The following is a 23,074-nucleotide window of genomic DNA, read 5'->3' as shown; positions in this document are numbered from 1 at the left end:
AAGATCCCTCCGCAGTGCGCGCCAGATTCGACCATGGCCATGGAGGGTCACGATGTACGCGATATCCCTGGGCGACGACGGCGCGGAACTGCGCCCGCTCGAGCCGTGGCAGGCCCAGGAGTTCCTGACCCACATGGACCGGGGCAGGGAGTTCGTCGGCCAGCACATCGCGCTGCCGGACTTCGTCACGGACCTGGAGTCGAGCCGCTCGTTCCTGCAGTCGTACGCGGACAAGACCGCGGCCGACGCCGGGCGGATCCACGGCATCTGGGCGGAGGGCAAGCTGGTCGGCGGAGTCCTCTTCCGGACGATGGACGTCCAGCAAGGGAGCGCCGAGGCGGGCTGCTGGCTGGAGCCGTCGGCTGCCGGCAGGGGTCTGGTGACCAGGGCCGCGCGCGTGATCATCGACTGGGCCGTCGAGGAGCGGGGCATCCACCGCGTGGAGTGGGTGGTCTCGGCGGCGAACGAGCCCAGCATCGCGGTGGCCCGGCGGCTCGGGATGACGAAGGAGGGCGTGCTGCGGGAGAGCTACCGGTACCGGGGGAAGCGGCACGACATGGAGGTCTGGTCGGTCCTCGCACCGGAGTGGCGGGCGGCCAAGCGGGCGTCCAAGCAGGCGCCCTGAAGGGCATCTGCCGACCGCCGGTGAGGCCACACCTAGGTTGTGCCCACCCGTTCCTCCCCCAGAGCCTCAAGGGCCTGGGGGCGCCCCCAGCGGAACGCCTGCCCACAACGGTCAGCGGCGCGCCTGCCGACAACACGTCAGCCCGCCTCGCTCCACAGGGAGAAGGCCAGCCCCAGGCCCGCCAGGGCGATGGCGATCCGCAGCGGCTTCTCCGGGACACGCCGCACCACGACCGGCCCCACGCGGCTGCCGAGCAGACATCCGAGGCTGAGCACCGCCGCGGCTCCCCAGTGGACAGGGGCGAGGAAGGCGTAGGCGATCGCCGCGGTGACGTTGGCCGCTCCGGTGGCGATGTTCTTCACGGCGTTCGTGACGCGCAGCGGCTCGTTCGCCGACAGCGACAGCACCGCCAGCATGAGTACGCCCGCGGCGGCGCCGAAGTAGCCGCCGTAGAGGCCCACGAGGAGGACCGCACAGGTCAGCGGCAGTCTCGCGCGCAGTCCGCTGTCGCCCGGCTGCAGGCGCTTCGCGGCCAGTCGGCGGAGCGGTTCGCGGACCAGGATGAGCAGCGAGCCCAGGGCGATCAGCCAGGGCACGACGCGTTCGAAGGCCGAGGACGGAGTGCCGAGCAGTAGCGCCGCGCCCACCGAACCGCCCGCGGCCGCGAGGAGCGCGAGCCGCACGAGACGGCGCCGCTGGCCGCGAAGCTCCTCCCGCGAACCGGCCGCGGTACCCACCGTGTTGGAGAACAGCGCCACGGTGTTGGTCACGTTGGCGGCCACCGGAGGGAGGCCCGCGGCGAGCAGTGCCGGATAGCTGAACAGCGAGGCCAGACCGGCGATCGACCCGGCCAGGCCGGATGCGACGCCCGCCGCGGCGAGCAGGAGTACGGAGTGGTCCGCCACACGACCTTCCTTTCTGAGCGTGGACGGCCCATCCTCCCCTCTCTCTGCGTCTCATATGAAAAGGCCGTCTACATAGGGAGACAGCAGGGGCTCCCTCCCCCATCGACCTTCGCTTGGGGCGGTCACCCGGCCTCAGGCGTACGGGTCGAACGCGATGCCCGCCGGCTTGGCACTCGCAAGGTGGGCGTTGAAATTCCCGTCCTTCAGGCCGAAGTTGGCGCTGCCGAAGTCGGCCTGGCTCAACTTGTCGCGGAGCCCTGCGGGGTAGCCGTTCCAGCCGACCAACGCGGGGAACTGCCACGTCTGGTAGTGGTTCTCCGGCGGCTCGTCGTTGGAATTGGCGGCTCGGAAGCAGTGCGTGCTCGCACCGTCCTTGTGGTACACGATCTTGGGATGCGTGCCGTCCCACCGGATCCGGTCGCGGCTGTGGACGGTGAAACTGCCGTGGTTGGAGGTGGAGACGTACTGCGCCTGGTTGTTCTGCACCCACACCACGACGTGCTCCCAGTCGTGGCGGTGCCCGCCGAGGCTGCTGCCCGCCACGGCCTGGTCCTTCTCGAAGTAGAGGCCGTACATGAGGGCGCACCAGCCGTTGTTGCACTTGTAGCGCGCGTATCCGTTGGTGTTGTCGAGGTCCCATGAGTCGCGGCACTGGCCGTTGAGGGCACCGGTCGGATTGAGGCCGCCGTTCAGGGTGCCGTCGGGGCCGATGGCGGGCGTGGGGTAGCAGCCGTCGGTGTCGTAGTCGTAGGCCGGTTGGAACGTCTGCTCCAGGCTGTCCGCGTTGGCGGGCAGGGCCTTGGGAGGGTCGGCGAGGGCGCTGCCCGGGAAGGCGACGACCAGCGCGATGGCGCTGCCGAGTATGAGCGGGACCTTGCGCGTGAGCGAGCGTCTCTTCACCGCGTCCTCCTGAGTGACCGCGCCTGGGGGGTAGGCAGGCCAGATTGGCATGCTCAGCTCACTCTTGCGGGCGTCATTGACAACGTGAGCGTCAGGAGGTGTCAGATCGATGAAAGAACAGCCGACGCGGCCTGCTGCTCCGTGCGTTGGCGATTACCGCCAAATTCATCGGGCGAGCGCGCGGCTCAAGTCCCGGATGCGCCTTCGCCCTTGAGTGACGGCCCCGCCACGGACGCGGCCGTGGCCTGGGTGATGCGGTCCAGATCGACGGCCAGTCCCTGCAGCCATGCCTCGGCGTCGTAGTAGAGCGGCGGTGGATCGGGGCTGCCTTGCGGCTGCAGGCTGTCGGCCTTGCCGGAATCCGGGTGGCCGGACGGCGACGCCGGCGGACGTGCGTCTGCGAGGAGGGTGCCGACCAGCTCGTACCGCCTGGCCAGATCGTCACCGTCCCTGGCAAGGCCCGCCCCGTGAACGGGCGCGAGCGGCCGGCCGCCGTCCCACGTCCCCGGATCCAGCAGGCGCCGTGACCCCCGCAGGGCGTGGTGCCCGGCCATCAGCGCCGCCTGCCAGTCCACCCCCGGTGTGCCGGACCGGCGCGGTTCGCTCTGGTACTGCGCATAGGACGACTCCGCCAGGACCAGAGCGTGCTGCAGCGAGGGCCCGCTCCCCCGGTCCTGCGCCTGCCCCCCGGTGAGGACCGACGTGGTCGAGCTGATGGTCGAGCCGATGGTGCCGAGCAGCACGGCGACGTCGCGGCGCAGCTCCTCTTGGGCGCCCCGCGGCCAGGCGAGCAGGCCGATCACCAGCCCGATCACGCTGCCCGTGAGAACGTCGAGGAAGCGGACCTCGGCCAGCTGCCAGGTGGCCGGCGCGAGCTGGGCGAACACGAAGGACACGACCAGAGTGAAGAGGCCCTGCGCCCATCCCGCACCGCGTGTGGGGCCGATCCAGAACGTGGCGAGCATGACCACGGGGAGTGCCACGGCGTAGGCCGTGGTGTTCCCTCCGACGGACACCAGCAGGGCGGCTGCGGCCAGCGCACCCAGCAGGGCGCCGACCAGGGCCTGGCGTACGATCGCGCCCGTCTGCGCGGCCGTGGTGCGGATCAGGGTCAGAGCGGCCAGCATGGCCCAGAATCCGTGCGGCAGGGAGTCGACCCCGGCCACCGTACGTGCGGCCGCCAGGGCCAGGCTGATGCGCACGGCGTTCTGGAAGTACACCGAGCGGGGGCTCAGGTGCGCCACCAGCCGGTGCGCCCACAGCCGTACCGCGCCGTGGCCCGCGTACCAGAAACCCGCGTCCTGCGCCGGGGCGGGCAGGCGGCGGCGTCCCAGGGCGAGATCGGCTGCCGTCGCCAGCGTCACACCGGCATGGGCGGCCTCGATGAGCATCGCCTGACGGTGCATCACCATGCTGGTGGTCTCGCGTGTCGCACCGTCCGCCGGCACCGTGCGGAGGCGCCGGTACCGGGCCAGGGCGTCCGGCAGCCGTACGGGGCCTGCCGGGCTGCCGGTGCGCAGCGCCGTGGCGGTCCGACGGGCCGAATCCGCGATCTCGTGCAGAAGTTCGACGGATGGGGGATGGCGGCCCTGGGGTCCGGGAGCGGGTACGTCTTGCAGACGTGCCAGGAGGACACGGGCGGCCATGCCGGTATGGGCGAGCGCCCGTTCGCGCGGTCCTGGTCCGGCGGGACGCTCCGACTCGGGTACGTGAAGGGGGCGCAGCGCCTCGCCGGCCGACCGTGCCGCGCTGCGCGACTCGGCTGACAGCGTCCATGGCGGGTTCGCGAGTTCGGTCGCGCACCGGGCGGCGGTCGCGGCCGCGTCCGCCGACAGGGCGCGGTACGAGGTGGCGGGCGGGTCGGGCAGCAGCAGGATCTCGGCGAGCACGAGCAGCAGGATGCCCAGCGTCATCCCGCTCAGCCGCTGCCCCAGTGTCTCCGGGGCGTAGGGAGGGAAACACGGCAGGATGTACAGGAGTTGCAGGCCCGGGGCAGCCCCGCCCAGCCGGGGACCGGCCGCCGCAGCGAACGCCAGCAGGAAGCCGATCACCAGCATTCCCGCCACGGCGGCCCACGTGTTCACCGCCAGCAGCGTCCCGGCCGCCACGAGAACCCAGCCGACCGGGAGCACCCGGAGCACCACGGCCGCGCGCTGGCGCCCGGTGCCGGGGATACGGGAGAGACCGGCCATGGCCACCGCCGCGAACAGGGCGTATGTGGCGGTGACCGGCTGGTGCAGGCCGTAGAGGCAGAGGTAGAAGGCGGCGACGGCCGCGACCGTCACCCGGACGGCCCGGCGTGCCGCGCACGCCGATGCGCCCGTGCCGTGCCGCAGCGTGGCGGCCCGGCGCATCGCCCGGGCTGGGCGGGCACGGGCCCGTGCGGTGGCACTGCCGGTGTCCTCCGCCTCAGGGCCCATGGTCAGCATCCCTGCCCGCTCGTCGTCCCTCCCATGATCACATCGGTCCCGAGCGGACGCACGGCCTCCGCCAACGCCGGCGGGAGCGCGTTCGGGCACAAGGGGGCCCGGAGGCGGAGGCTGCGGTGAGGGTTGTCAGCCTTCGGTCTCCGGGCCTATGGGCGTCGCTGTGTGGGCCTGAGCATCGTGTCCGCCAAGGGCATCTCCCTTCGTCGGGCCTACGTGCCGTACGGGTCGCTCCAATCGCATCTCCCTTCGCTACGCGTGCCGTCCGAATCCGCGATCAATCGCGACTCCCTTCCGTACGGGCTCCCTAGGCGGCAGCGGCGCCCGCGAGCAGGTCGAACCACACGACCTTGCCCACGGCCGTCGTCCTACTGCCCCAGCAGTGGGAGAGCAGCTCCAGCAGGTGCAGTCCCCGCCCGCACTCGTCCTCCTCCGAAGCGTGTCGCACGCGGGGCGGGGTGGGATCGCCGTCCTCGACCTCGCAGCGCAGTCCACCGCCCGCGGGGTGCAGCGAGAGCGTGAGCCGGATCGGCCCGCGCGTGTGGCGCAGCGCGTTGGTGACCAGCTCGCTGACCAGCAGCTCCGCGTCCTCGATGTACTCGCCGAGCGACCAGAGCGCCAGCTGGGCGACGGCCAGACGGCGCGCCCTGCGTACCGACGACGGGTCGTGCCGCAGCACCCAGGTGGCCCCGCAGGCGGCCCACTCGGGGGCCGGGCCACGCTGCGGGGTGCGGGGACGCGGTGCGATGGTGAGTGCCGAGTTCATGCTGTCGGTCCGTGATGCGTCCGAGGGGCCGGGATGACGCGTCCGTCGGGTTGGATCTCGCCGTCGTCGGTGAAGACCACCACGCCGTTGCACAGCAGGCTCCAGCCCTGCTCCGGATGGGAGGCCACCATGCGTGCCGAGCCGTGGTCGGGGGCGTCGGCGCGTGGGCACGGGGGTCGGTGGTCGCACATGGAACGGGCCTTCGTGGTCCTCCGCCGGCCGGCGACGGAATCTTCCAGGAACCCAGTCAGGATCGTCCGCACCGCGGAGCCATGGGGAGGGGAGAAATCCCCGAATGGGTACCTGACCCGCTATGGGTAGATCCACCGTTGTCGACGTGGAGTGATGCGGCGATCGCCCTCAGGCATGGGTGCGGGGCATCCGGTTGCCGAAGGGCTCGTACGATCAAGGCGGCGTCCGCCGGAGCATCACGCGTGCGTGGGAGCGGGATCGTGCAGCGCGTGTCCGACGGCCGCGTCCGGCGCCAGCCCGGCCCCCGCCCTGAACGCGTCCTCGTACGCCTGCTCGCCGAGGTCGCCGCGCAGCCGCGCCGCGGTCTGCTCGTGCCCGGCCGCCAGATGCCGGAACCCGGACGGCGACGTGCCGATCGAACGCCACATCGCGGCCGCCGAGCCCAGCATCCGGGCGCTGGCCTCCGGCTGCCCCGACGAGGCGGCGAACCAGGCCAGCACCTCCAGGCACTGCGCCATACCCCATCCGTCCTGCACGGCCCACCGGGTGCGCAGAGCGTCACGCACAAGCTCGGTCCCGCGCCGCGCCTCGCCCTGGCGCCAGCTGTACAGCCCCAGCGCCCACAGCGCGTACGAGCGGGACCACTGGGCGCCTGCCGCCTCGCACAGCGCCAGGCACTCCTCGCCGAAGAGGGCGGCCCGGTAATCGCCGTAGAGGGCGCAGGCCATGGTGAGGTGGTAGAGACAGGTCATCACGCCGTTGCGGTCACCGGCCGCCCGGTGGCCGGCCAGCGCCTCCTGCAGGAGGCGCCCGGCCCGCGGGAAGTCACCCTCGTACAGGGCGAGGGCACCCAGGTGCTGCGTGCACCGGGTCCGGGTGGGGGGATGGTCGAGGTGGAGCGCCAGCGACCAGCACTGCGCAAGCCGCGGCCGCGCCGACGCGGTGTCGCCCTGGGCCGTCGCCAGCCAGGCGTCCACCCACAGCGCCCGGCCGCGGGCCACAGTCGCATCGGGTGCGAGCCGCAGCAGCCGGCCGAGCCAGTGGCGGCCCTCGCTGAGGTGTCCGCCGCAGATCCAGTGCGGCCACAGCGCCGCGGCGATCTCAAGACCCGGCCCGGCCTGGGCGGGATCCGCGCAGGAGAAGTCCAGGGCGGCCCGGAGGTTGGCGTGCTCGCTGCGCAGCCGGGCCAGCCACTGCTCCTGGCGCGGGCTCAGCCACTCCTCCTCCGCCCGGCAGGCCAGCCGGTGGTACCAGTCCCGGTGGCGCCGCTGCAGTGCCGGCGCGAGACCGAGCCCGGCGAGGCGGTCCGCCCCGTACTGCCGGATGGTCTCCAGCAGCCGGTACCGCACCCGATCGCCCTCCTCCTGCCGGACCAGGATCGATTTGTCGACCAGTCCTGCCACCAGGTCGAGGACGTCGTCGCGGGCGATGCCGTCGCCGGAGCAGACCTCTTCCGCGGCCTCCAGGTCGAAGGACCCGGCGAACACCGACACCCGCGCCCAGAGCGCCCGCTCGCCCGGGGAGCACAGGTCGAAGCTCCAGTCGATGGCCGCGGTCAGGGTCTCGTGTCGCGGCGGCGCCGCGGCGGTGATGCCTCGCGCGGGCTCCAGCCGCTGGTCCAGCCGGTGCAGGATCTGCTCGGCGGTGAGCGTCCGCAGCCCGACGGCGGCCAGTTCGATGGCCAGCGGAAGGCCGTCGAGACGTCTGCAGAGCCGCACCACGTAGTCGAGGTTCTCAGGGCCCAGTACGAACCCTTGTACCGCCTGCCCGGCCCGCAGTGCGAAGAGCCGCACCGCCGCATGGTCGGCAAGGCGTTCCGGGGAGTACGCCAGGTCCGGCGCGGGCACCGGCAGGGGTTCGACGGTCATCACCGACTCGCCGTCCAGCCGCAGTGGCTGGCGGCTGGTGACCAGGACCCGGAGCCGGGGCGCCTCCCGCAGCAGGCGGTCGGTGAGCAGCGCGCAGCCCGTCAGCAGGTGCTCGCAGTTGTCAAGCACCAGCAGGGCCCGCTTGTCCCGCAGGTGGTCGACGAGCAGCTGCGTCGGGTGCGGCGCGGCCTGGTACCGGAGTCCGAGTGCGCCCGCGACCGTCTGCGGCAGCAGGCCCTCGTTGTCCAGCGGCGCGAGTTCGACCAGCCATACGCCGTCCGGGAAGGCCGCGCGGACCTGGTCGGCGACGCGGCGCGCCAGCCGGGTCTTGCCGACGCCTGCGACGCCGGTGAGGGTCAGCAGACGCACGTCGGCGAGCAGCCTCCCGGCCTCGGACAGCTCCTGTCGGCGGCCGACAAGATCGGGTTCGCCGGGGAGGTTGCCCCTGTGCCGCGTCGGCGCGTGCTCCGCCGCCATAGTGTTCTCACGCTAGGTCCGGCCACCGAACCGGTCAAATGCAGGTCAAATGCCGCGGCCGCCTGGAGAGATGCCTCCCAGCGCGGTGCGTACGGGGCGGCCCGGGCATAGCCTTGAGGTGTCGGCCCGGTCCGAGCGGGTGAAAAGCCGCTGACCGGGGCTGATTCGAGGCATTCATGGGCGCGGCGGCGACGAACACCTCGGCGGGCGCACAGCCAGGCAGGCTCCCGGCCGAGGTGACCAGTTTCGTGGGACGTCGGCACGAGGCGGCCGACGTGAAGAGAATGCTGGGCACATCGCGGCTGGTGACGCTCACCGGGGTCGGCGGGGTCGGCAAGACCAGGCTGGCGCTGCGCGTCGCCGACGATGTGCGCAGGGCGTTCCCCGACGGCGTATGGCTCGTGGAACTCGCCGCGCTGGGCAGTCCGGACCTGCTCGTCCAGAGCGTCGCCGAGGCGCTGGAGATCCGGGACCACTCGTCCCGGCAGGCCATCGACGTCCTCACCGAACACCTGCGGGACAAGCAGGCTCTGCTGGTGCTGGACAACTGCGAGCACATGGTGGACGACTGCGCGCTGCTCACCGACCGCCTGCTGCGGGAAGCGCCCGGGCTGCGCGTCCTGGCCACCAGCAGGCAGCCTCTGGGCATCGCCTGCGAGCAGACCCTGCCCGTACCGACGCTGGCGCTGCCGGACTCCGCGGGCCGCCGGCTGTCCGCCGCCGCCCTGGCCCAGTGCGACGCGGTGCGGCTCTTCGTGGACCGTGGCGGGGCGATCCTGCCCGGATTCGCCGTCACCGAGGCCAACCGTGACGCGGTGGAGCAGGTGTGCCGCAGGCTGGACGGTATTCCGCTGGCCATCGAGCTGGCGGCGGTACGGCTGAGAGCGCTCTCCGTGCAGCAGCTCCTCGACCGGCTGGACAACCAGTTCCGGCTGCTGACCACGGGGTCGAGGGCCGTGCTGCCGCGTCATCAGACGCTGCGGGCCCTGATCGCCTGGAGCTACGACCTCTGCACCGACCGGGAGCAGCTGCTGTGGGCCCGGATCTCGGTGTTCGCCGGGAGCCTCGATCTGCAGGCGGCCGAAGCGGTCTGTGCCGGGGACGGCATCGCCGACGAAGAGGTCTTGGACCTGGTAACCGGGCTGGTGGACAAGTCGGTGCTGCTCCGCGAGGAACCCTCCTCGGGAGTGCGCTACCACATGCTGGAAACCCTCCGGCAGTTCGGCAGGGAGAAGCTCGCCGAGTCCGGCGAGGAGGCGGCCCAGCTGCGGCGGCACCGTGACTACTACCGCCGGCTGGCGGCGGACGCCCGGGCGGAGCTGTTCGGTCCTGGACAGGTGGCCTGGTTCTCGCGCCTCCAGCTCGAGCACGCCAATCTGCGCCTCGCCCTGGAGTACAGCTTCGCCCAGCCCGACGAGGCTCCGGTCGGCCTGAGCATCGCCACCGACCTCCTCTACCACTGGATCACCAGCTACTACCTCGCGGAAGGGCGCCGCTGGCTGGACGAGGGGCTAGCCGTATGCACCGAACCCACCGAGGTCCGGGCCCGCGCACTGTGGACCGACTCCTGGCTGGCCATCATCCAGTCCGACACCGACGCCGCATCCGCCATGCTGGACGAGGCCCGCGACCTGGGCACCCGGCTCGGCCTTGACTCCGTCCTCGCCTACGTCGCGCTCTACTCCGGCATGGTCGCCATGTACCGGGGCGAGATCGAGTCCGCCATCAGGCTCTACAAGGACGCCGTGGCACGCCATCGCGCCACCGGCGATCCCGTCGGGCTGGCGCTCTCGCTCATCCGCCTCTCGCTGGCCCACTCCTTCTCCGGTGACTCACCGGGCGCCATCGCGCTGGGTGAGGAGTCGCTCAAGGTCTGCGACGCCTACGGCGAGGGCTGGCACCGGGCATACACGATGATGGCGCTCGGGATCGAGGTGTGGCGCCAGGGCGACACGGAGCGCGCGGCCGCTCTGGAGAAGGAGAGCCTCGCGTTCAACCACTCGCTCGACGATCCGCTCGGTGTCGGGGTCAACGTGGAGGTGCTGGCCTGGATCGCGGCCACCGAGAAGCAGTACCGGCGGGCGGCGGGACTCCTAGGAGTCCTGCAGACCATCTGGCAGGCGATCGGCGCTCCCCTGTCCGGATACGGGCACCTGGTGCACTACCACGAGGAGTGCGAGGCGATCACGCGCCGCGCCCAGAGCAAGTCGGCCTTCGAGAGCGCCTTCAGCCTGGGCGCCGGACTCTCGTACGAGGAGGCACTGACCTACGCGCTCGAGGACAGGCTCCCGGCGGCAGAGCCGTCCGACGAGGCGGAGACGCCTTCGCCGCTCACACCCCGGGAGACCGAGATCTCCCAGCTGGTCGCGCAGGGCCTCAGCAACAAGGAGATCGCGGCGACCCTGGTGATCGCCCAGCGGACGGCGGAGGGCCACATCGAGCACATCCTGAGCAAGCTCGGCTTCAACTCCCGCGCGCAGATCGCGGTGTGGGCGGCCGAACAGCAACGGGCATCGGTCAACGGCGATGGCTGAGGGCCGGTCGTCGGGGCTGGTTGCCAGTCGGCCGCTGGCCGCAGTGGTCGCGGTGCCACGTGTTGCGCGGCACGGCGGGACGGGGCCGGCCGGAGGTCAGGCGGGTGCCGGGTGAGAAGACGATCACCACCCATCGGCGGGGCGCGACGCGTGGACGCCGCTCGCCGAAGGCTGACGGTGGCGGACCGGCCCCGTCCGGCACTCATCCTTGTTCGCTCCCCCCGTTATTGCAAGTAACTCGCAATAACGGGTGTGCCTGGAGACGGGTGAGCCTGGAGACCGGAGCTCATACCGGCCGCTGCTCCGAGGACGCCCGCTGCGAGGGAATGAGATGCGCCGATGCGCGACCGTCGGCCTCGTACCGTGGCCGCCCGCCGCCGGCGGTGACCCGAGCCTGCGGGCCCGCAGCGGCAAGGCGGTGCCACGCGGCGGGCAGCAGGACGGATCCGGCTGCCGCTGCCAGGCCGATCGTCCACCCCGCAGGGCCGAGCGGCCGGCTTCCGAAGAACTGGCTGAGGCCGGGAACGGCGACCACCAGCACGAGCACCGCCAGCGATCCCGCGGCCGCGGCGGCCACGACCGGGTCGCGGCCCGCGTCCGCGAGCGTCTGCAGGAGCTGCGATGCGACGAGGGCGACCAGGGAGACCGTGTCGGCCCGGGCGCGGGTGCCGGTCATGCGGGCGATGATCCAGGCAGTGCCCGCCGCGGCCGCGGTGTTGGTGGCACGCAGGCGGATGTGGCGCGTGAGGGCCTTGCCCAGCGACGCCTCGGGCCCTTCCGCGAGCAGCCTTTCAGCGCGTCCCGCCGGGGGCCGGGCGGCGATGGCCATGGCGGGCAGCATGTCCGTGAGGAGGTTCACCAGCAGCAGCTGACGCGCGTTCAGCGCACTGCGCCCCGTCAGCAGGCTGGTCGCCAGGGTGAAAGCGATCTCGCCTAGGTTGCCGCCCAGCAGGATGCCGAGGGCCTTGCGGACGGAACCCCACATCGCCCGGCCCTCGACGATGGCGTCGACGATGGTCTCGATGCGGTCGTCGGTGACCACCACGTCGGCTGCGGCGCGCGCCGCGGGCATCGCCCGGGAGCCGATGGCGATGCCGACGTCGGCGATGCGGATGGCGGGTGCGTCGTTGGCGCCGTCGCCCGTGACGGCGACGACCCGCCCTGCCGCGCGCAGCGCGGTGACGATGCGTACCTTGTGGGCCGGGGTGACCCGGGCGAAGACCGCGACATCCGGGAGGGTCCGGGCGAGGGCGTCGTCGTCGAGGGCTTCGAGCTCGGCCCCGGTCATCATCCGCAGCTCCGCGTCTGGTTGCAGTTCGCCGGCGATCGCGGCGGCGGTGCTGGGGTGGTCGCCGGTCAGCATGACGATCCGTACTCCCGCCGCGGCAAGGCGGTTGACGCTTTCGGCGGCGGTGGCCCGCACCGGGTCGGCGAGACCGAGCAGGCCGAGCAGGCACAGCCCGTCGACGTCCTCGTCGACGAGAGCGCTCTCGTTCCGCCCGGACTCAGCGGGCAGGATGCGCTCGGCGACCGCGAGGACCCTCAGGCCGCGCCGGGCATGGCGTTCGATCTCCTCGTCGGTCCACGCCCGCAGCCGGTCGTCGAACGGCTCGGCGGAGTCGTTCCTGCGGATCCGCTCGCAGCGGGCCAGTACTACCTCCGGGGCTCCCTTGACGACGATGCGTGCCTGCGTGCCGGTCCGGCCGAGCACCGCGTGGTAGCCGCGTCCCGGTTCGAACGGCAGCTCCGCGACCCGTTCCCAGATCGCCGAGGGCATTCCGGCCGCCAGCACCGGCGTAGTGCCCAGCAGTTCGGCCCCGGCTGCGATCGCCCGGTCGGTGGGGTGGGTGAGCGTCGCGGCCGGGCCCGCGGGACCCGCGAGGACTGCCGTGGCGACCACGCGGCGCAGCGCGGGTGTCAGCTGCTCGGGCGGTCGCCGTTCAAGGCCGTCGGACACCTGCCGGAGGCTGATCCGCCCTTCGGTGAGCGTGCCGGTCTTGTCGAAGCAGAGCACATCGGTACGGCCGAGCGCCTCGATGGTGGGGGCGCTGCGTACGAGGGTGTTGCGGCCGGACAGGCGGCGCGCCGCGGCCAGTTCGGCGACCGTGGCGACGAAGGGCAGCGCTTCCGGTACGGCGGCGACGCACAGGCTCACGGCGTTGCCGAGGGCCGCTCCCAGGGGCCGCATGCGTGAGATGTCGGAGAGGAAGAGGACGACGCCCGACGCGATGGACAGCGGCAGGAACCAGCGGCCGAGGGCGTTCAGACGGCGTTCCACGCCGCTTTCCGGGGCCCCGGCCGCGGGAGCCGCCTCAGCGGCGCTGCCCGCCTCGGTGGCGGCGCCGGTGGCGACGACCACGGCGAGCGCGCTGCCGGCCGCGACGGTCGTGCCCTGGTAGAGCATGGAGGTCCGGTCCGCGACCGCCCGCGCGGCCGTCGGCGCGGCTGTCTTCACCACGGGCTGCGATTCGCCGGTGAGGCTGGACTCGTCGACCTCGAGACCCGTCGCGTGCACCACCCGGCAGTCGGCCGGGACCGCATCACCGGCCAGCAGCTCGATCACATCGCCGCGTACGAGCTGGTCGGCGGGCGTGTCGATGACGCCGGGACGTCCGGCCCGGCGCAACCTCGCCCGCGCCGAGGTCGCTTCGAGGAGCCGGCCCGCCGCGCGGTCGGCCCCGACCCGTTGTGCCCCGCCGACGAGTGCGTCGACGCCGAGCACTCCGCCGATGAGCACCGCATCGACGACGGAGCCGAGCGCCGCCGAGATTCCGCCTCCGATCGCGAGGATGGGCGTGAGCGGGTTGGCCAGCTCCTCCGCGACCCTGGCGATCAGGGTGACGGCGTCTGCCGGGCGTTCCGTCCCTTCGAGCTGGCGGCGCCGGGCGGCCTCGGCGTGGTCGAGTCCCCGGGACGACGTGCCCAGCCGCACCATGACCTGACGTACCGTCATGGCGTGCCAGGGTGTGCGCTCGACGCCGACCGGGGCCGGCCGGCCGCGCAACCGCCAGCCCGCCCAGGTGCCCGCCACCAACCCGGCGATGGTCACGCTGTCCGCCACCAGACGGGCGCGGGCCCAGGCCCCGCGGCGCGGCACGGCGAGCGCGACGGTGGCGCCCACGAGTGCCCCTGCGGCTTCCAGGCGGGCGCAGAGCCGGCTCAGTCTGCGCGCTTCCGGGATGGCGCTCAGCAGCAGGTGCGCCACGTCGGGCGGTGCGGCGATGTCCGCGTCCCACGGCACCTGGCGGGCTCCGGTCGTCACGCCGATGCCCAGGTCCGCGCGGCCGAGGGCGCGGCGGGTCCGCGTGGTGACCACGGCGACGCCATGGCCCTCCTCCTGGAGGGAGCGGACCAGTGCGGCCGTGCGGGTGCCGCCGGTGGGTACGGCCTCGTCCAGTCCGAACCTGCGGTGCAGCCCCGGCACCCCGCCCACGAGCACCACCCGGCCGCACGCGCGTGCCGCCTGCACCAAGTGCTCGGCGAGAGGGTGGAGTTGAGGGACCAGTCCGGCGACGGCGACGGGGCGGCCGTGCCGGAGGACCAGCAGAACCCTTGCGCCCTCCTCGGCCCACTGTCTCGCCGATGCGGCGGCCTCCCCGGGGAGTTCGGCTGCCCTCCCGGGCAATTGAGTTGCCTCTTCGGGCAGTTCGGCGCTCGGTGCACCGGTGTCCCCGGTGGCGTACGGCCGCAGCGCCCAGCCTGAGCGCTCCTGCGGTTGCGACGGGTCGGCGTCGTCCATCAACTCGTGGATCCAGGCGTGGATTTCGTCGACGTCGGGAACGCCGGCTTCGCCGATGCCGGCAGTACCGGCCGCCGCCGCCTCGGGCTGCTCGCCGGGCGGCTGAAGTCTTATCAGCGTCCCGACCGTCCAGGTGCCGGTGGCCAGCACCCGGGCGTCGAGGACGACCGTGTCGATACGGTCGAGGCGGCGCAGTGCCTCGGGCCGCAGAATCAGCGCTCCGCGCCTGGAGGCGGTCTGCGCCACGGCGCACGCGAACGACTCCCGGCCGAATCTCGGGCCTCTGGGCGTGGCGGAGATCAGCAGGGCCAGCCCTCGGTCGTGGCTGAGCGTGCCCGCCGCGGTGAGCCCGTACGCGGCGAGGGCGGCGGGCACGGCGACGTTGGCGTACCGGTCCCCCGGTCCGGGCGGCAGTGGAGCGGGCCGTTCGTAGGCCGGTGCCGCGTCATGGCGGTACGCCCCCTCGCGGCTGGCCAGCCGCTGCGCCCAGTCGTGCCAGGCCCTGCGCCGGGCCTGGACCTCGGCGTACCGGGCCCAGGCCAGGGCGGTGGCGACGGCGACGCCCAGCGGGCGCCACATCAGCGTCGTCGTGAGCAGGTTCGCGGCGGCCCAGCCGGTCTCCGCGGCCGCGGCGCCGACTCGGCGGGCGACGCCCTCGCGCACCCGGGGCGTGGCCTCGGCGAGCTGGACGGCCGCCGACAGGGCCGGGGGCAGGCCGCGGATCCCGATCGTCCGGCCCACCACGGCCACGCCGAAGGCGACCACGCTCGCGCCGAGTTGGACGGCCGCACCGATCGCCGCTCGCGGGGCGCCGGGGTAGCCGACGGCGCGGGGTGCCCGCTCCGCGTCGGCACCGGCCGCCGGCCGGCGTTCTTCGTCTGCCGCCTCCGCGCCTGCCGCCTCCGCGCCAGCGTGGGCGTCGGCGTCCGAGACGAGGGCGTCGACGCCTTCCAGGTCCGTCTCCGCCGGATCGCAGCCGACGTACACACATCCGAGCGTCCCGTTGACCTCGGCGCGGTGCACTCCCGGCACCCCCACCAGCCCGGTCTCCAGGTCGCGGGACGCCTGGGCCGTACCCGGCCGCCCCAGATTGCGGACCTCGATCTGCACGCCGCCAGGGGTCTCCCACATCCGGGCCGCATGCGTGGTCAGCAGGCGCGCGAGCGCAGTCAGGCCCGCGGGAGCGGTGGTCACCGCCTCCGTGAGGCTCCGGACCGTTCCGGTGAGGAGTGACCGGATCACGCGGCCTCCAGGGGCCGGCAGTGGTACCCGTCAGTGCCGCCCGGAAGCGACACCCTGTCCCATCAGTATGGCGTCGTCACGCCTCACCGCCCTCCGGGACCCGTGGACGTGAGACGCGTGCCTCTGCATGTCCTCTGCGTGTCCGCACACGCACTCGCCGCGTTCGCAGTCCCCGCGGCAAGGGGCGGACGCAGGCCGCTATTCGACCTTGGCCCAGTTGAGAGTGCGTTCCACGGCCTTCTTCCAGCCCTCGTATCCCTCCGAGCGCTGCTCGTCGCTCCACTGCGGGTCCCAGCGCTTCGACTCCTGCCAGTGCGTGCGGAGTTCGTCCTCGTCGCGCCAGAAGCCGGTGGCGAGTCCTGCGGCGTAGGCGGCGCCGAGTGCCGTGGTCTCGGCGACGACCGGGCGGCTGACCGGCACGCCCAGGATGTCGGCCTGGATCTGCATGCACAGGTCGTTGGCCGTCACGCCGCCGTCGACCTTGAGGACGTCCAGATGGACACCGGAGTCCTGTTCCATGGCCTCGACCACGTCGCGGCTCTGGTAGCAGATGGCTTCCAGAGTGGCCCGGGCCAAGTGACCGTTGGTGTGGTAGCGGGCCAGGCCGACGATCGCCCCGCGCGCGTCGGAGCGCCAGTACGGGGCGAAGAGCCCGGAGAAGGCCGGGACGAAGTAGATGCCGCCGCTGTCGTCCACGGTGAGCGAGAGCCGCTCGCTCTCGGCCGCATCGCTGATGATCTTCATCTGGTCGCGCAGCCACTGCACGGCGGAGCCGGTGACGGCGATGGAGCCCTCCAGCGCGTAGACGGGCGCGTTGTCGCCGAACTGGTAGGCCACGGTGGTCAGCAGGCCGCTCCGGGACCGGACGAGTTCGGTGCCGGTGTTGAGGACCAGGAAGTTGCCGGTGCCGTAGGTGTTCTTGGCTTCGCCGGGGGTGAAGCACACCTGTCCGACGGTGGCGGCCTGCTGGTCGCCGAGCACGCTCGTGATCGGGATGGCGGCACGGAGCGGCCGCTGGGTGCGGGTGTGGCCGTACGCCTCGGCGTGGGACGACGGGTTGATGGCCGGGAGCATCGCCCGCGGGATGCCGAAGAAGGACAGCAACTCGTCGTCCCAGTCGAGGGTTTCGAGGTCCATCAGCATGGTGCGGCTGGCGTTGGTCACGTCGGTGGCGTGGACACCGCCCTCGGGCCCGCCCGTGAGGTTCCACAGCACCCAGCAGTCGGTGTTGCCGAACAGGGCGTGCCCCTGCTCGGCGGCCTCGCGGACCCCGTCGACGTTCTCGAGGATCCACTGGATCTTGCCGCCGGAGAAGTAGGTGGCCGGCGGCAGTCCCGCCTTGCGGCGGATGACGTCTCCGCGGCCGTCGCGTTCCAGCGCGGCGGCGATGGAGTCGGTACGGGTGTCCTGCCAGACGATGGCGTTGTAGTACGGGCGTCCGTTGCGCGGGTCCCATACGACGGTCGTCTCGCGCTGGTTCGTGATCCCGATCGCGGCCAGGTCGGACGGCGACAGGTTTCCGTGCCGCAGGGCGTTCTGCATCACGGAGTTGGTCCGCTCCCAGATCTCCACGGGATCGTGCTCGACCCAGCCCGAGCGGGGCATGATCTGCTCGTGCTCCAGCTGGTGCCTCGCCACCTCGGTGCCGTCGTGGTCGAAGATCATGAAACGGGTGCTGGTGGTGCCCTGGTCCACCGCGCCGACGAAGTCCGCCATTGCTTACCGCCTCTCCTCGGAGAATGCGCAGGGTCCTGCGCCGACCGCTCAGGCCTCGGGGCCGGGGACGCGTCCGGTGGGCTGTCCTCCGCTGCCCTCGGGTCCTTCGGGGGCCGGTACGCGGCCTGGAGGCTGTGGCTCCTCGGTCGGCAGGAAGCGGCTGATGAAGGACTTGTAGAACCAGGCGCCGATCAGGCCTCCGATCAGAGGTGCGACGATCGGCACCCACCAATAGAAGCCTCCGTATTGATCTCGCCACGCTAGCCCGTACCCGGTGATGAAGCTCGCGAGCCGTGGTCCGAAGTCACGCGCCGGGTTGATCGCGTACCCGGCCAGGGTGCCCCACGCCATGCCGATGGCCACGACGATGAGGCCGACGATGAACGGGGCGAGGTTCGCCTTCGGGGCCTGGTTCAGCAGATCCGTCACGGCGAAGACCAGGAGGACCAGGATGGCCGTGCCGATGATCTGGTCACGGAAGGCTCCCCAGGTTCCGACCGGCAGATTCGGGTTGCCGTTGGACGGTAGGGTGGAGAACACGATCTGGGTCTTGAAGGTGTGGCCGGGGTCGGACTTCGCCAGCGCCTCGGTGTAGTTCCAGCGCACGATCAGGGCCGCGACGAAGGCGCCCGCGGTCTGGGCGAGCATGTAGGGCGCGACCTTCTTCCACGGGAACCCCTTGAAGGCCGCAAGGGCCAGCGTCACGGCCGGGTTGATGTGGCCACCACTGAGCCTGGCGGCGACGTACACGCCCAGAGTGACGCCCAGACCCCATCCCCAGGCGATGCTGTCATGATCACCGAGCCCGCCGGGCGGATCGGTGAGGGCCCCGCCGGCCACCACCTGGGCCACGACGCCGCAACCGAAGAGTATAAGGATCATGGTGCCGGCGAACTCCGAGGCAAGCTCCCCCACAAGCCCTGAGTTGCGCGATTTCTCAGCCATGGGACCGCTTCCCGCCGGTCCCGTGAAGGGACCGACTTGCTGCGTGCCAGAAAGATCCCGTTTCTCACCATAAGTTCCCCCGGGCTCATCCGCATCATCCGGGTGCGGACGGAGCAGTGGCTGGTGTTCTTCCTGGGGCTCTTGATGCGCCAGCCTGGAGCAATTGATGCGCCGGCCCTGCACGCCGCCGCCCCGACCAGGCGAGCTTGCGAACGCCGCAGAACGGGCGTTACCTGGAAGTATCCGGCGGTGGAGCACATATCACACCGGGCCACGGCCTAGACCGACGGCCCTCGTCGGCTGCCGGCGTCGCACGCTGCCTGTCCCGTGGCCGCGGTCCTGTCCGTCGCCGCCGGTCCCAAGCGTTCGGCGCGGAGGTGACCGAAGGTGAAAGCAGTCGTCTACGAGGAGCCCTTCAAGGTAGCGGTGAAGGACGTCGAGGATCCCCGCATCCAGCACCCGAACGATGTGCTCGTGCGCGTCACGTCGTCCGCGATCTGCGGATCGGATCTGCACATGTATGAAGGCCGCACAGCGGCCGAGTCAGGCATCGTCTTCGGCCACGAGAACCTCGGCATCATCGAGGAGGTCGGCTCAGGCGTGACATCCCTGTCCAAGGGGGACCGCGTCGTCATGCCGTTCAACGTGGCCTGCGGATTCTGTAAGAACTGCCTCGCCGAGTACACCGGGTTCTGCCTGACGGTCAATCCCGGGTTCGCCGGTGGTGCGTATGGCTATGTGGCGATGGGCCCGTTCGTCGGCGGCCAGGCCGAACGGATACGGGTGCCGTACGCCGACTTCAACTGCCTGAAGCTGCCACCGGGCGAGGAGTTCGAGACCGACTTCGTGCTGCTGGCCGACATCTTCCCGACCGGCTACCACGGGTGCGAGCTCGCCCAGGTGTCCCCGGGGGAGACCGTGGCCGTGTACGGGGCCGGCCCGGTGGGCCTGATGGCCGCCTACTCCGCATTGCTGCGCGGCGCGTCCAAGGTGTTCTCCGTCGACCGCGTGCCCGAGCGGCTCGCCAAGGCCGAGGAGATCGGGGCCATCCCGATCGACTTCACCAAGGGCGACCCGGCGGAGCAGATCAAGGAGCAGACCCAGGGCGAAGGAACGGACAAGGGCGTGGACGCCGTGGGCTACCAGGCCCAGGCCCATGACGCCAGCCACGAGGAGCCTGCGATCGTACTCAACACGCTCGTCCAGACGGTACGGCCGACCGGAATGCTCGGCGTGCCGGGCCTGTACGTACCGTCCGACCCCGGCGGTCCGGACGAGCACGCCAAGCACGGCCAACTGCTGGTCTCCATCGGCAAGATGTTCGAGAAGGGTCAGCGGATGGGCACCGGCCAGTGCAACGTCAAGCGGTACAACCGCCAGCTGCGCGACCTGATCATCGCAGGCCGGGCCAAGCCGAGTTTCGTGGTCTCCCACGAACTCCCGCTGGAAGAGGCGCCCAAGGCATACGAGAAGTTCGACAAGCGAATCGAGGGCTACACCAAGGTGGTGCTGCATCCGGCACTCGCCGGCGCGGCAGCATGAAAACCCGGGTCCGGGCGCAACAGCGTCCGGACCCACACATGAATCAAGAAAACTATTCCGTTGAACTGCCAGGTGAGGTGACGGCATTGCCCAGATCGAAGAAAGCCACTGCCTACAAAGGCACTTCACCTGAAGCGATCCGCCATCACTATGATTTCCTGGGCGACTTCTACAAACTGTTCCTTGGTCCCGAGCTCGTCTACTCCTACGGAATGTGGCAGCCCGGAGACACCCTCGAATCAGCCCAGTTGCGCAAGCTCGATCACCACGCCGAGGCCGCACGAGCCACTGGGGCGCAGCGTGTCCTCGACGTGGGCTGCGGCTGGGGCAGTCTCCTGCACCGGCTGGTGGAGACGCACGAGGTCCAGCACGCGGTGGGAATCACGATGAGTCCGGGCCAGGCCGCCTGGGTACGGAACCAGGGCTGGCCACACTGCGAGGTCCGCGTCGAGAACTGGTTCGACCACACACCCGACGCGCCGTACGACGCCATCATCGCCATCGAGGCGATCGAACACTTCGCAGGCAACGCCATGCTGCGGTCGCAGCGCATCGCCCGCTATCGCCTGTTCTTCCAGCACTGCCACTCCTGGCTGCGCCCCGGCGGACGACTGTCCCTGCAGAGCAACGCCTGGGGCGACCGCGGCTGGCTCGCCTCCATCCTGCTGCCCGCCCACGAGCGGAAGTCCGCCGGCTCGAACGGGGGACCGCCGAAACACCTCAGCCCCAAGAGCGTCTACCAGGACATCCACGACACCGTCACCAACATCCGAGAGGGCCTCCACGCCTCCCGGACCGTCTTTCCCGAGACGTTCCTGCCCTCCCTTTCCGAACTGACCACGGCAGCACGCCCCTTGTTCACGGTCCAGCAGATACGCAACGACCCGGAAGACGGCGTGCGGACCCTGGAGAGCTGGCTGGAGCGGGCCGAGGCCAACCGGGCGCGCGGTGCCGAGCTCATCGGCGAGAAGGCCGTCACGGACATCATCAGGGAGCAGCGCATCGGGCTGAAATTCCTGCGCGAGCAGCGCTACACCGTACTGCGCATGGTTCTCGAGAAAGCATGAGCCAGTGTTGCCAGGCCGGTCCTCGCGGGAGTGCGCGAGGACCGGCCTGGCTGCGCTTCAGAGCTGCGGCGCTTTGCGGGCCAGCAGAAAAGCTTGCGGTGTTTTCTCCTGGTCGTTCGCCTCGCGCACCAGGCGTGCCACCTCCCCGAGCCCGTGCCGGCCCAGCAGCCCGGCGATGTGATCCGGCGGCAGCCGGTACACGTCCAGGGACACCGCGTGGCCGTATGCGTGCTCCAGGCATACGCGCTCGTCGCCGACCTTGAAGGCCAGCAGCAGATGGCCGCCTGGGGCGAGGACGCGGTGGAACTCGGCGAACACGAGCGGCAGTTCCTCCGGTGGGGTGTGGACGGTGGAGTACCAGGCGACGATGCCGCCCACCGACTCGTCCTGCAGGTCCAGGGCGGTCATCGAACCCTCGTCGAAGCGGAGGCCTGGGTACGTCCGTCGGGCCACCTCGACCATTCCCGGCGAAAGGTCGACACCGAAGGCGTCGAGTCCGAGGGACGCCAGGTGCGCCGTGACGCGGCCGGGTCCGCATCCGAGGTCCGCGACCGGCCCGGCACCGTCGGCCCCCACGAGCTCGGCGAACGCAGCGAGCATGGCGCGGTCCAGGGGCCCTTCCATGACCCCGGGGCCGAGCAGTCTGGCGTAGTCGACGGCGACGGTGTCGTAGGACGTCCGGGTGGAGTGCAGGTGCGAGGTCTCGGTCATGGACGAGGACGGTGGCCCGGCACGACGACAGGCGGACAGGTCGAGGCGCTCGGCCGGTGGGGGACGAGATCTCCTTCCGAGTCCGCCCCCCCTATTGGAATACCCCCTGGGGGTATATGGTTGGGCTTGGCAGAGCGGGCCTTCGTATGGCCCACACTGGATTAGGGACAGGGAGAAGCGTCATGGATCACCCGACTCACGCGAGCGCCCCCGCCCACGCCGGGCATCACGGCCACGGCGACCACGGCGGGCACATGCCCGGCGGTGCGTCCTGGAGCACCGCCGCGAAGGCCACCCTGCACTGCCTGACCGGCTGCGCCATCGGCGAGATCCTCGGCATGGTCATCGGCACCGCTCTGTTGTGGGGCAATGTGCCGACCATGGCGCTGGCGATCGCCCTGGCGTTCCTGTTCGGCTACTCCTTCACGCTGTTCGCGGTCCTCCGGGCGGGCCTGAGCCTCAAGGCCGCCATCAAGGTCGCCCTCGCCGCCGACACGGTCTCCATCGCCGTCATGGAGCTGGTCGACAACGCCATCATCGCCCTGACCCCCGGCGCGATGGACGCCCACCTGTCCGACGGGCTCTTCTGGTCCGCACTGCTGGGCGGCTTCGCTGTGGCCTTCGTGGTCACGACCCCGGTGAACAAGTGGATGATCGGCCGCGGCAAGGGACACGCCGTCGTCCACGCCTACCACTGACCGCGAGGCACCGCCGGGCAAGGCCTGCTCAGCTGCCGGTCACGCCGGCTTGACCAGCGGATCCCCCCGCACCTTGAGTCCGGCCTTGTCAACTTTCCTCCTCCGCGTTATATAAGTGTGCGTAAGGGCATCGCAGACCCACTGCCGCACGAGAGGAGATGGCCGTGATGCTCATGCGTACCGACCCCTTCCGGGAGCTGGACCGCCTCACCCAGCAGGTCTTCGGGACCGTCGCCCGGCCGGCGGCCATGCCGATGGACGCCTACCGCTCCGGCGACGACTTCGTGGTCCACTTCGACCTTCCCGGCATCGACCCCGACTCGATCGACCTCGACGTCGAGCGGAACGTCCTGACCGTCCACGCCGAGCGCCGCTCCCCGGCCCCCGAGGATGCGGAGATGATCGCGGCCGAGCGGCCGACGGGCTCCTTCAGCCGTCAGCTGTTCCTCGGCGAGAGCCTCGACACCGAGCGCATCGACGCCTCGTACGACGCGGGCGTCCTGACGCTGCGCATCCCGGTGGCGGAGCAGGCCAAGCCCCGTAAGATCCAGATCACCGGAGGCACTGGACCGAAGCAGATCAGCGGCTGAACCACGGCGGCGAGGGCCACGGGAGCGGGCTGCCTGGCTCCCCGTCCGTCCTCCCGGCCCTCGCCCCGTCCACGACGCTTCGGCTCATCGATCTCCCGCTCGGCTCATGCGATCACCGCCCTGAGGCGATC

At 71.4% G+C, this 23,074-nt stretch carries 16 protein-coding genes; 6 read left to right on the top strand and 10 right to left on the bottom strand.

Features of this window, described 5'->3' with window-relative positions; all coding sequences use genetic code 11:
- Nucleotides 1-52 precede the first annotated feature (52 nt).
- Nucleotides 53-625, top strand: coding sequence for a GNAT family N-acetyltransferase (locus tag STSP_RS19950; protein WP_067279728.1), 573 nt, complete (start codon nucleotides 53-55; stop codon nucleotides 623-625).
- Nucleotides 626-762: 137 nt separating this feature from the next.
- Here the strand turns inward: STSP_RS19950 and STSP_RS19945 are convergent, their stop codons facing one another.
- The 6 genes from STSP_RS19945 to STSP_RS19920 all read right to left on the bottom strand — a co-directional run bounded on the left by STSP_RS19945 (nucleotide 763) and on the right by STSP_RS19920 (nucleotide 8,159).
- The gene (locus STSP_RS19945) at nucleotides 763-1,530 is read right to left on the bottom strand and encodes a sulfite exporter TauE/SafE family protein (RefSeq protein ID WP_067279726.1); all 768 of its coding nucleotides are present in this window, start codon (nucleotides 1,528-1,530) and stop codon (nucleotides 763-765) included.
- A 132-nt stretch (nucleotides 1,531-1,662) separates the two neighbouring features.
- Complete coding sequence (locus STSP_RS19940; RefSeq protein ID WP_067279724.1) at nucleotides 1,663-2,430, bottom strand: NPP1 family protein; 768 nt, start codon at nucleotides 2,428-2,430, stop codon at nucleotides 1,663-1,665.
- A 185-nt stretch (nucleotides 2,431-2,615) separates the two neighbouring features.
- Nucleotides 2,616-4,850, bottom strand: coding sequence for an FUSC family protein (locus STSP_RS19935; RefSeq protein ID WP_232789721.1), 2,235 nt, complete (start codon nucleotides 4,848-4,850; stop codon nucleotides 2,616-2,618).
- 313 nt (nucleotides 4,851-5,163) lie between these two features.
- Nucleotides 5,164-5,622: an ATP-binding protein gene (locus tag STSP_RS19930; RefSeq protein WP_067279722.1), complete on the bottom strand. Its 459-nt coding sequence runs from the start codon at nucleotides 5,620-5,622 to the stop codon at nucleotides 5,164-5,166.
- Nucleotides 5,619-5,813 carry a DUF5999 family protein gene (locus STSP_RS40330; RefSeq protein WP_067279721.1) on the bottom strand — a complete coding sequence of 65 codons (195 nt, stop codon included), beginning with the start codon at nucleotides 5,811-5,813 and terminating at the stop codon, nucleotides 5,619-5,621. The genes STSP_RS19930 and STSP_RS40330 overlap by 4 nt, the downstream gene beginning before the upstream one ends.
- Before the next feature lie 237 nt (nucleotides 5,814-6,050).
- Nucleotides 6,051-8,159: an ATP-binding protein gene (locus STSP_RS19920; RefSeq protein ID WP_067279720.1), complete on the bottom strand. Its 2,109-nt coding sequence runs from the start codon at nucleotides 8,157-8,159 to the stop codon at nucleotides 6,051-6,053.
- Between the two features lie 248 nt (nucleotides 8,160-8,407).
- On the opposite strand from STSP_RS19920, the gene STSP_RS19915 reads away from it, so the two are divergent.
- Nucleotides 8,408-10,693, top strand: coding sequence for an ATP-binding protein (locus STSP_RS19915; protein WP_232789720.1), 2,286 nt, complete (start codon nucleotides 8,408-8,410; stop codon nucleotides 10,691-10,693).
- 286 nt (nucleotides 10,694-10,979) lie between these two features.
- Here the strand turns inward: STSP_RS19915 and STSP_RS19910 are convergent, their stop codons facing one another.
- From STSP_RS19910 to STSP_RS19900, 3 genes are all read right to left on the bottom strand, one after another.
- Entirely contained in the window at nucleotides 10,980-15,674 is a 4,695-nt protein-coding gene (locus tag STSP_RS19910) for a cation-translocating P-type ATPase (RefSeq protein WP_232789719.1), read from the bottom strand.
- A 198-nt stretch (nucleotides 15,675-15,872) separates the two neighbouring features.
- On the bottom strand, nucleotides 15,873-17,390 hold the full coding sequence (gene glpK, locus STSP_RS19905; RefSeq protein ID WP_067279716.1) for a glycerol kinase GlpK: 1,518 nt from the start codon (nucleotides 17,388-17,390) through the stop codon (nucleotides 15,873-15,875).
- Nucleotides 17,391-17,438: 48 nt separating this feature from the next.
- Nucleotides 17,439-18,335: an MIP/aquaporin family protein gene (locus STSP_RS19900; protein WP_067279713.1), complete on the bottom strand. Its 897-nt coding sequence runs from the start codon at nucleotides 18,333-18,335 to the stop codon at nucleotides 17,439-17,441.
- 387 nt (nucleotides 18,336-18,722) lie between these two features.
- Between STSP_RS19900 and STSP_RS19895 the strand changes: the two genes are divergently transcribed.
- Entirely contained in the window at nucleotides 18,723-19,877 is a 1,155-nt protein-coding gene (locus tag STSP_RS19895) for a glutathione-independent formaldehyde dehydrogenase (RefSeq protein ID WP_067279711.1), read from the top strand.
- Between the two features lie 86 nt (nucleotides 19,878-19,963).
- Entirely contained in the window at nucleotides 19,964-20,944 is a 981-nt protein-coding gene (locus STSP_RS19890; RefSeq protein WP_408646332.1) for an SAM-dependent methyltransferase, read from the top strand.
- A 57-nt stretch (nucleotides 20,945-21,001) separates the two neighbouring features.
- On the opposite strand, the gene STSP_RS19885 is transcribed toward STSP_RS19890, so the two are convergent.
- Nucleotides 21,002-21,655 (bottom strand): class I SAM-dependent methyltransferase, encoded by a 654-nt coding sequence (locus tag STSP_RS19885; protein WP_067279706.1) that lies wholly within the window; start codon nucleotides 21,653-21,655, stop codon nucleotides 21,002-21,004.
- 182 nt (nucleotides 21,656-21,837) lie between these two features.
- Here STSP_RS19885 and STSP_RS19880 point away from each other — a divergent pair, with 182 nt between their 5' ends.
- Together STSP_RS19880 and STSP_RS19875 are read left to right on the top strand one after the other, a co-directional pair.
- Nucleotides 21,838-22,353, top strand: a complete 516-nt coding sequence (locus STSP_RS19880; protein ID WP_067279705.1) for a DUF4396 domain-containing protein — start codon at nucleotides 21,838-21,840, stop codon at nucleotides 22,351-22,353.
- Nucleotides 22,354-22,520: 167 nt separating this feature from the next.
- Entirely contained in the window at nucleotides 22,521-22,943 is a 423-nt protein-coding gene (locus tag STSP_RS19875) for an Hsp20/alpha crystallin family protein (RefSeq protein ID WP_067279822.1), read from the top strand.
- Nucleotides 22,944-23,074 lie beyond the last annotated feature (131 nt).

This window comes from Streptomyces jeddahensis (assembly GCF_001642995.1).
Taxonomy (GTDB): Bacteria; Actinomycetota; Actinomycetes; order Streptomycetales; family Streptomycetaceae; genus Streptomyces; species Streptomyces jeddahensis.
The sequence above is the reverse complement of the archived record's forward strand: the minus strand, read 5'-3'. Positions and strand labels throughout refer to the sequence as shown.

Bases quoted from the DNA above. Each gene is read 5' to 3' on its own strand.
- STSP_RS19950 (WP_067279728.1), top strand. From the start codon at position 53: ATGTACGCGATATCCCTGGGCGACGACGGCGCGGAACTGCGCCCGCTC.
- STSP_RS19935 (WP_232789721.1), bottom strand. From the start codon at position 4,850: ATGGGCCCTGAGGCGGAGGACACCGGCAGTGCCACCGCACGGGCCCGT.
- STSP_RS19930 (WP_067279722.1), bottom strand. From the start codon at position 5,622: ATGAACTCGGCACTCACCATCGCACCGCGTCCCCGCACCCCGCAGCGT.
- STSP_RS40330 (WP_067279721.1), bottom strand. From the start codon at position 5,813: ATGTGCGACCACCGACCCCCGTGCCCACGCGCCGACGCCCCCGACCAC.
- STSP_RS19920 (WP_067279720.1), bottom strand. From the start codon at position 8,159: ATGGCGGCGGAGCACGCGCCGACGCGGCACAGGGGCAACCTCCCCGGC.
- glpK (WP_067279716.1), bottom strand. From the start codon at position 17,390: ATGGCGGACTTCGTCGGCGCGGTGGACCAGGGCACCACCAGCACCCGT.
- STSP_RS19900 (WP_067279713.1), bottom strand. From the start codon at position 18,335: ATGGCTGAGAAATCGCGCAACTCAGGGCTTGTGGGGGAGCTTGCCTCG.
- STSP_RS19885 (WP_067279706.1), bottom strand. From the start codon at position 21,655: ATGACCGAGACCTCGCACCTGCACTCCACCCGGACGTCCTACGACACC.
- STSP_RS19880 (WP_067279705.1), top strand. From the start codon at position 21,838: ATGGATCACCCGACTCACGCGAGCGCCCCCGCCCACGCCGGGCATCAC.
- STSP_RS19875 (WP_067279822.1), top strand. From the start codon at position 22,521: ATGCTCATGCGTACCGACCCCTTCCGGGAGCTGGACCGCCTCACCCAG.